The 6,304-nt window shown below is 71.5% G+C and carries 6 protein-coding genes; 2 read left to right on the top strand and 4 right to left on the bottom strand.

All coding sequences use genetic code 11. The annotated features are described in order from the left end of the window. On the top strand, positions 1 to 749 hold a 749-nt coding region (locus BMW85_RS41865), incomplete at its 5' end, for a TCP-1/cpn60 chaperonin family protein (RefSeq protein ID WP_281249680.1). 72 nt (positions 750 to 821) lie between these two features. On the opposite strand, the gene BMW85_RS41860 is transcribed toward BMW85_RS41865, so the two are convergent. Beyond that, positions 822 to 1,352 (bottom strand): YbhB/YbcL family Raf kinase inhibitor-like protein, encoded by a 531-nt coding sequence (locus tag BMW85_RS41860; RefSeq protein ID WP_091092847.1) that lies wholly within the window; start codon positions 1,350 to 1,352, stop codon positions 822 to 824. A 99-nt stretch (positions 1,353 to 1,451) separates the two neighbouring features. Further along, positions 1,452 to 3,461: a HelD family protein gene (locus tag BMW85_RS41855; RefSeq protein WP_091092845.1), complete on the bottom strand. Its 2,010-nt coding sequence runs from the start codon at positions 3,459 to 3,461 to the stop codon at positions 1,452 to 1,454. A 167-nt stretch (positions 3,462 to 3,628) separates the two neighbouring features. On the opposite strand from BMW85_RS41855, the gene BMW85_RS41850 reads away from it, so the two are divergent. Further along, positions 3,629 to 3,958: a hypothetical protein gene (locus tag BMW85_RS41850; RefSeq protein ID WP_143082588.1), complete on the top strand. Its 330-nt coding sequence runs from the start codon at positions 3,629 to 3,631 to the stop codon at positions 3,956 to 3,958. A 219-nt stretch (positions 3,959 to 4,177) separates the two neighbouring features. Here BMW85_RS41850 and BMW85_RS41845 read toward each other — a convergent pair whose 3' ends face one another. Next, the gene (locus tag BMW85_RS41845; protein ID WP_091092842.1) at positions 4,178 to 5,830 is read right to left on the bottom strand and encodes a DNA repair helicase XPB; all 1,653 of its coding nucleotides are present in this window, start codon (positions 5,828 to 5,830) and stop codon (positions 4,178 to 4,180) included. Positions 5,831 to 5,893: 63 nt separating this feature from the next. Further along, positions 5,894 to 6,253 (bottom strand): DUF4190 domain-containing protein, encoded by a 360-nt coding sequence (locus BMW85_RS41840; protein WP_091092841.1) that lies wholly within the window; start codon positions 6,251 to 6,253, stop codon positions 5,894 to 5,896. Positions 6,254 to 6,304 lie beyond the last annotated feature (51 nt).

Here is a 6,304-nt window from a genome sequence, read left to right as displayed (position 1 = left end):
TCCTCACCGGTGGCCAGGTCATCGCCGAGGAGGTCGGTCTCAAGCTCGAGAACGCCACCCTCGACCTGCTGGGCCGCGCGCGCAAGGTCGTCGTCACCAAGGACGAGACCACGATCGTCGACGGCGCCGGTGACGCCGAGCAGATCTCCGGCCGGGTCAACGAGATCCGCGCCGAGATCGAGCGCACCGACTCCGACTACGACCGCGAGAAGCTCCAGGAGCGCCTGGCCAAGCTGGCCGGCGGCGTCGCCGTCATCAAGGCGGGCGCGGCCACCGAGGTCGAGCTCAAGGAGCGCAAGCACCGCATCGAGGACGCCGTGCGCAACGCGAAGGCGGCCGTCGAGGAGGGCATCGTCCCCGGCGGTGGCGTGGCGCTGCTGCAGGCCGGCGCCAAGGCGTTCGACAAGCTGGAGCTGTCCGGCGACGAGGCCACCGGTGCCTCGATCGTCAAGAAGGCTCTGGAGGAGCCGCTCAAGCAGATCGCGGTCAACGCCGGTCTCGAGGGCGGCGTCGTGGTGGAGAAGGTCCGCAACCTCACTCCGGGCGAGGGCCTCAACGCCGCCAGCGGCGAGTACGTCAACATGTTCGAGTCGGGCATCATCGACCCGGCCAAGGTGACGCGCTCCGCGCTGCAGAACGCCGCCTCCATCGCGGCGCTCTTCCTCACCACCGAGGCTGTCATCGCCGAGAAGCCCGAGAAGGCCGCTGCCGCTCCCGCCATGCCGGGTGGCGGCGACATGGACTTCTAGGTCTGTTTCGCAAAAGCCGAAGAACAAGAGCGGCCCCGGATCTTCCGGGCCCGCTCTTGTTCGTCACGGCGGTCAGACGCCGTAGACCGGGACGATGTGGCCGCGGGCCAGGGTGTTGGCCGTGATGTTGAAGCCGACCACCGCCGGGCTGGCGTCGCTGTCCACGCCCAGCTTGTCGACGCCCAGGGCGTGGACGGTGAAGACGTAGCGGTGCGGGGCGCCGGGCGGCGGGGCCGCGCCGCCGAAGGCCTTGGCGCCGTAGTCGTTGCGGGCGTGGACGGCCCCCTCGGGCAGCCCCTTGAAGTCGGGGGCGCTGCCCGCGCCCGCGGGCAGCTCGGTCACCGAGGCCGGCAGGTCGAACAGCACCCAGTGCCAGAACCCGCTGCCCGTGGGGGCGTCGGGGTCGTAGCAGGTGACGGCGTAGCTCCGGGTCCCGTCGGGCGCGCCGGACCAGCGGAGCTGAGGCGAGACGTTCTGGCCCGTCATGCCCCAGTCGTTGAAGACGTGCAGGTCGCTCAGCCGCTCGCCGTCCTGGATGTCGTCGCTCTCGACCACGAGCGCGGGAACCGACGGCAGGTGTTCATGGGGCAGCGGTGCTGGCACGGCATCCTCCTAGGTAGGCAGCGTTCCTGCTCGCCATCCTAGAAGCGGCCGGGCCGGTCGCCGGTCAGGGCGTCGCCGGTTCCCGCGCGGGGGGCGCGGTCACATGGCGAGCTGCGCCGGCAGGGGCTTGTCGTGCAGGACCGTGAGCGAGGTCACCGCACGGGTCAGGACGACGTACAGCCGGGCCAGGCCGCGGGGCTCGGCGGCGACGATGTCGGCGGGCTCGACCACGATCACGTGGTCGTACTCCAGGCCCTTGGCGAGCGTCGCGGGGACGACGAGCAGGCGGTGCTCGCCCTCCTCGGGGGCGTCGGGGTCGAGCACGGCGTGCGGGCGGCCGGACAGCGCCCGTGAGACCTCGCCGACCAGCGCGTCCGGGACGATGACGCCGATCGAGCCCTCCTGGGCGAGGGCCGCGTCAGCGGCCTGCGCGACCGAGCCGCCGGGACAGGTGCTCAGCGAGCCCGCGCCGGGGCGCAGGGAGCGCGGCGCGGCCAGGCCGGGGGCGATGGACGGCAGCAGCCGGGCCGCGAAGTCGAGCACCTCGCGCGGCACGCGGAAGCCGAGCGTCAGCTCGGTCACCTCGCCCTCGGCCTGGCCGAGGTGCTGGAGCACGGTCTCCCACGAGCTGGTGGACCAGGGCGTGGTGCCCTGGGCGAGGTCGCCGAGCACGGTGGCCGAGCCGTTGCGGCAGCGGCGGCCGAGCGCGCGCAACTGCATCTCCGACAGGTCCTGGGCCTCGTCCACGACCAGGTGGCCGAGTGAGGGGGTGCGCTCCATGAGGTCGCGCAGCTCGTCGAGGAGCGCGGCGTCCGCCGCCGACCACTTGGCGGACTTGTGGCTGCGGTACGGCTTCGGCCAGAGGAGCAGGCTCTGCTCGTCGGGCGACAGCTCGGACCGGGCGGCCCTGGCGAGGAACTCCGGCTCGGCGAGCAGCCGGTGGAGCACCTGCTCGGGCGTCAGCTTCGGCCAGACCGCGTCCACGAGCTGCTTGACCGGCTTGGAGCGGGCCACGGCGTCCTGCACCCGGTCGTCGGGCGACTCGCCGCGCTGCTCCATCCGCACCAGCACCATGTGGGCCAGCCGTTGCGCGAGCGCCGCCCGTCCGGGCAGGTAGCGGGTGGTGCCGCGCAGGGAGGCGACGATCTCGCGCACCTCGTGGTCGGCCACCCTGTAGCGGTAGGCGCCCTTGGTGAACACCAGGCCCTCCTCCGGCTTCGTGATGTGCAGCCAGAGCGCGCGTTCGAGCACCGCGGCCATCCGGGCGTCGCCCTTGACCGCGGCGACCAGGGGGTCCTCCGGCGCGGCGTGCTCGCCGAGCAGGCCCGCCACCGTCGTCTGGTCCACCTTGACCTCGCCCAGCGCGGGCAGGACCGAGGAGATGTAGGACAGGAACGCGCGGTTGGGGCCGACGATCATGACGCCCGACCTGGCCAGCCGCTCGCGGTGGGTGAACAGCAGGTAGGCGGCCCGGTGCAGACCCACGGCCGTCTTCCCGGTGCCGGGGGCGCCCTGGACGCAGACGGTCTGGGCCAGCCCCGAGCGGACGATCTCGTCCTGGTCGGGCTGGATCGTGGCGACGATGTCGCGCATGGGGCCGGTGCGCGGTCGCTCGATCTCCTCGGTGAGGATCTTCGACGGGCCGAGCTCGACGTCCCCCTCGCCCAGGGGCTCGTCCTCGTACGCGGTCAGCGTGCCGCCGTGGTAGCCGAAGCGGCGGCGGCGTACGACGCCCATCGGCTCGGCCGGGCTCGCCTGGTAGAAGGCCCGTGAGACCGGGGCGCGCCAGTCGATCACCAGCGGTTTGCTGTGGCCGTCGTGGACGTGCCGGCGGCCGACGTAGATGGTGCCGGGCAGGTCGTCGCCGGACTCGCGGTCGAGCCGGCCGAAGAACAGCGGGGTGTCCGGATGGTCGGCCAGGGCGGCGACGCGCTGGTCGAGGAGGGACTGGAGGATCTGCTGCGACACCCAGTCGCCGGCCGCGTCGGCGGAGAGCGACTGGGCGTGGGCGCGCATCGCCGTCAGCGCGGCCCGGGACTCGGCCAGGTGCCGCTGCTCGGCGGCGAGGACGTCGGCGGGTATGTCGGGGGCGAGTTGGTGTGTGGGCATGCGAAAGTGCCTCCTTGTCGGGATCGGAGGTGGTGGTCGGAGGTGGTAAGGCAGCGAATCGGTCAGTTTAGCGGCGCACCGCGAGCGCTTCCACAGCATTTACCGGCGGGTGGGCGTGCCTTTGCGGGGGGCGATTGGCGGTCCTGGGGCGCGGGTAGGACGAGGAGGTGTCGCGGGTGCGGGTCTCGCCGATCATCCCCACGATCGCGAGTTTCCTGCTCGCGGCGCTCTGGGGGTTGTCGGTGTTCGCGGGCTGGGGCCTGGAGGCGTTCTGCGCCGGGGCCGACGAGGACTGTCCGCGGCGGCTCGGCACGGTCTCCACGGTGTCGGGCCTGTTCGCGACGCTGGCGGCCTGCTGCACGGCGGCGGCCTGGCTGCTGCCGGTCTCGCGCGGCGACCTGCGGGTGTTCGGGCGGCTCATGGGTGCGGCGGTGCTGGCGTGGGTGCTGGCCGAGGGCGTGCTCTTCGTCGGCGGGCTCCTGGCCCGTCACTCCTGACCTGAGGACAACCTGGGAATACCGAAAAAATCGGGCATATCAGGTGGGTTTGCCGGATCATGGGGGTATGTCGCAGGCGGCGTGATAGTACGCAGGTGAGGGGGGTGGTTCGATTGTCGACGGCCCGCGGAGTCTCGTGGACGTGACACCACGTCGAGCGCTCGGCCGCTCACGCGCGAGCGGCCGGGCCTTCACCCGCTGAGAGCCACCCTTCCCGGCTCAGACGCCGTCGTGCACGTCGTCGGCGTCGATGATCTGGTAGGCGTAGCCCTGCTCGGCCAGGAAACGCTGCCGGTGCGCCGCGAACTCCTGGTCGACGGTGTCGCGGCTGACCACGGTGTAGAACCGCGCGCCCCCGCCGCTCGACTTGGGCCGCAGCACCCGGCCGAGCCGCTGGGCCTCCTCCTGGCGCGAGCCGAACGTCCCCGACACCTGGATGGCGACGGACGCCTCCGGCAGGTCGATGGAGAAGTTGGCGACCTTCGACACCACGAGGACCTGGATCTCCTTGTCGCGGAACGCCTGGTAGAGCCGCTCGCGCTCCTTGACCCGGGTCTCGCCCTTGATCACCGGCGCGCCGAGGTGCTCGCCGAGCTCGTCGAGCTGGTCGATGTACTGGCCGATGACCAGCACCTGCTCGCCCGCGTGCCGGCGCACCAGCGCCTCGGTGACCCGCGTCTTGGACGGCGTGGTGGCGCAGAAGCGGTAGCGCTCCTCCGACTCGGCCATCGCGTACGCCAGCCGCTCCTCGTCGGTGAGCGTGACCCGCACCTCGACGCAGTCGGCCGGCGCGATCCAGCCCTGGTTCTCCATCTCCTTCCAGGGCGCGTCGTAGCGCTTGGGGCCGATGAGGGAGAACACGTCGCCCTCGCGCCCGTCCTCGCGCACCAGCGTGGCGGTGAGCCCCACGCGACGGCGCGCCTGGAGGTCGGCGGTCATCCGGAAGATCGGCGCGGGCAGCAGGTGCACCTCGTCGTAGACGATGAGTCCCCAGTCGCGCGCGTCGAACAGCTCCAGGTGGCTGTAGACGCCCTTCCGCCTGGTGGTCATCACCTGGTAGGTGGCGATGGTGACCGGGCGGATCTCCTTCTTGCTGCCGCTGTACTCGCCGATCTCGTCCTCGGTCAGTGACGTGCGCCTGAGCAGCTCGGTCTTCCACTGGTGGGCGGAGACGGTGTTGGTGACCAGGATGAGCGTGGTGGCCTGGGCGTGGGCCATGGCGGCCGCGCCCACGATGGTCTTGCCGGCGCCGCAGGGCAGCACGACCACGCCCGAACCGCCGTGCCAGAAGGCGTCGGCCGCCTCCTGCTGGTAGGGGCGCAGCGACCAGCCCTCCTGGGCCAGCTTGATCGGGTGGGCCTCGCCGTCGACGTAGCCGGCCAGGTCCTCGGCCGGCCAGCCCAGCTTGAGCAGGGCCTGCTTGACGTTGCCGCGGTCGCTCGGGTGCACGATGACCGAGTCGGCGCCGAGCCGGTCGCCCAGCATCGGCGCGATCTTCTTGGAGCGCAGCACCTCCTCCAGCACCGCGCGGTCGCTGGAGGTGAGCACCAGGCCGTGCACCGGGTCCTTCTCCAGGCGCAGGCGGCCGTAGCGCGCCATGGTCTCGGCGATGTCGACGAGCAGCGCGTGCGGCACCGGGTAGCGGCTGTGGCTGATGAGCGCGTCGATGACCTGCTCTGCGTCGTGGCCGGCGGCGCGGGCGTTCCACAGCGCCAGCGGGGTGACGCGGTAGGTGTGCACGTGCTCGGGGGCGCGTTCGAGCTCGGCGAACGGCGCGATGGCCTTGCGGCACTCGTCGGCCTTGTCGTGGTCGACCTCGAGCAGCAGAGTCTTGTCCGACTGGACGATGAGCGGGCCGTCGTTCACGGACATCCCTTCCTACGGTTGACCCTTATCCAACACAGCCGACGGCAGGGAAAGTCCCGGAACGGGTCATCAATCGTCGAGATAGCCGTTGACGCCGAGGAAGAGGAAAAGGCCGATCATGAGGACGAAGCCGATCCCGAACAGGACCCAGCTCCACATCACCATGCTACGTGCCGTGCGGGGGTCGGAGCTCGCCTTGCTGAGCGCCAGGCCGGCCAGGATCGCCCCGGGCAGGCCGAGGACGTTGCAGCAGGAGACCAGGGCGAGGAGGTTGAGCACGAGGGAGACGATGGCGTTGGCGTTGGGGCCCTCGTCGCGCGGCGGGGGCGGCGGATAGCCGTAGCCGTAGCCGTAGCCCGGCGGGGGCTGCTCGCCGTAAGGGGCGCCGTAGGGCTGGTAAGGGTAACCCGGCGGGTCCTGTTGGGTCATCGTCACCTCCAGACACGTCAACACTTATCACGGACCACGGACGCCTCCGGC

This window comes from Nonomuraea wenchangensis, from assembly GCF_900111685.1.
Taxonomy (GTDB): domain Bacteria; phylum Actinomycetota; class Actinomycetes; order Streptosporangiales; family Streptosporangiaceae; genus Nonomuraea; species Nonomuraea wenchangensis.
Note: the sequence above shows the minus strand (reverse complement) of the source record. Positions and strands in the feature narration are given on the sequence as shown.

Bases quoted from the DNA above. Each gene is read 5' to 3' on its own strand.
- BMW85_RS41845 (WP_091092842.1), bottom strand. From the start codon at position 5,830: ATGTCCGTGAACGACGGCCCGCTCATCGTCCAGTCGGACAAGACTCTG.
- BMW85_RS41840 (WP_091092841.1), bottom strand. From the start codon at position 6,253: ATGACCCAACAGGACCCGCCGGGTTACCCTTACCAGCCCTACGGCGCC.
- BMW85_RS41855 (WP_091092845.1), bottom strand. From the start codon at position 3,461: ATGCCCACACACCAACTCGCCCCCGACATACCCGCCGACGTCCTCGCC.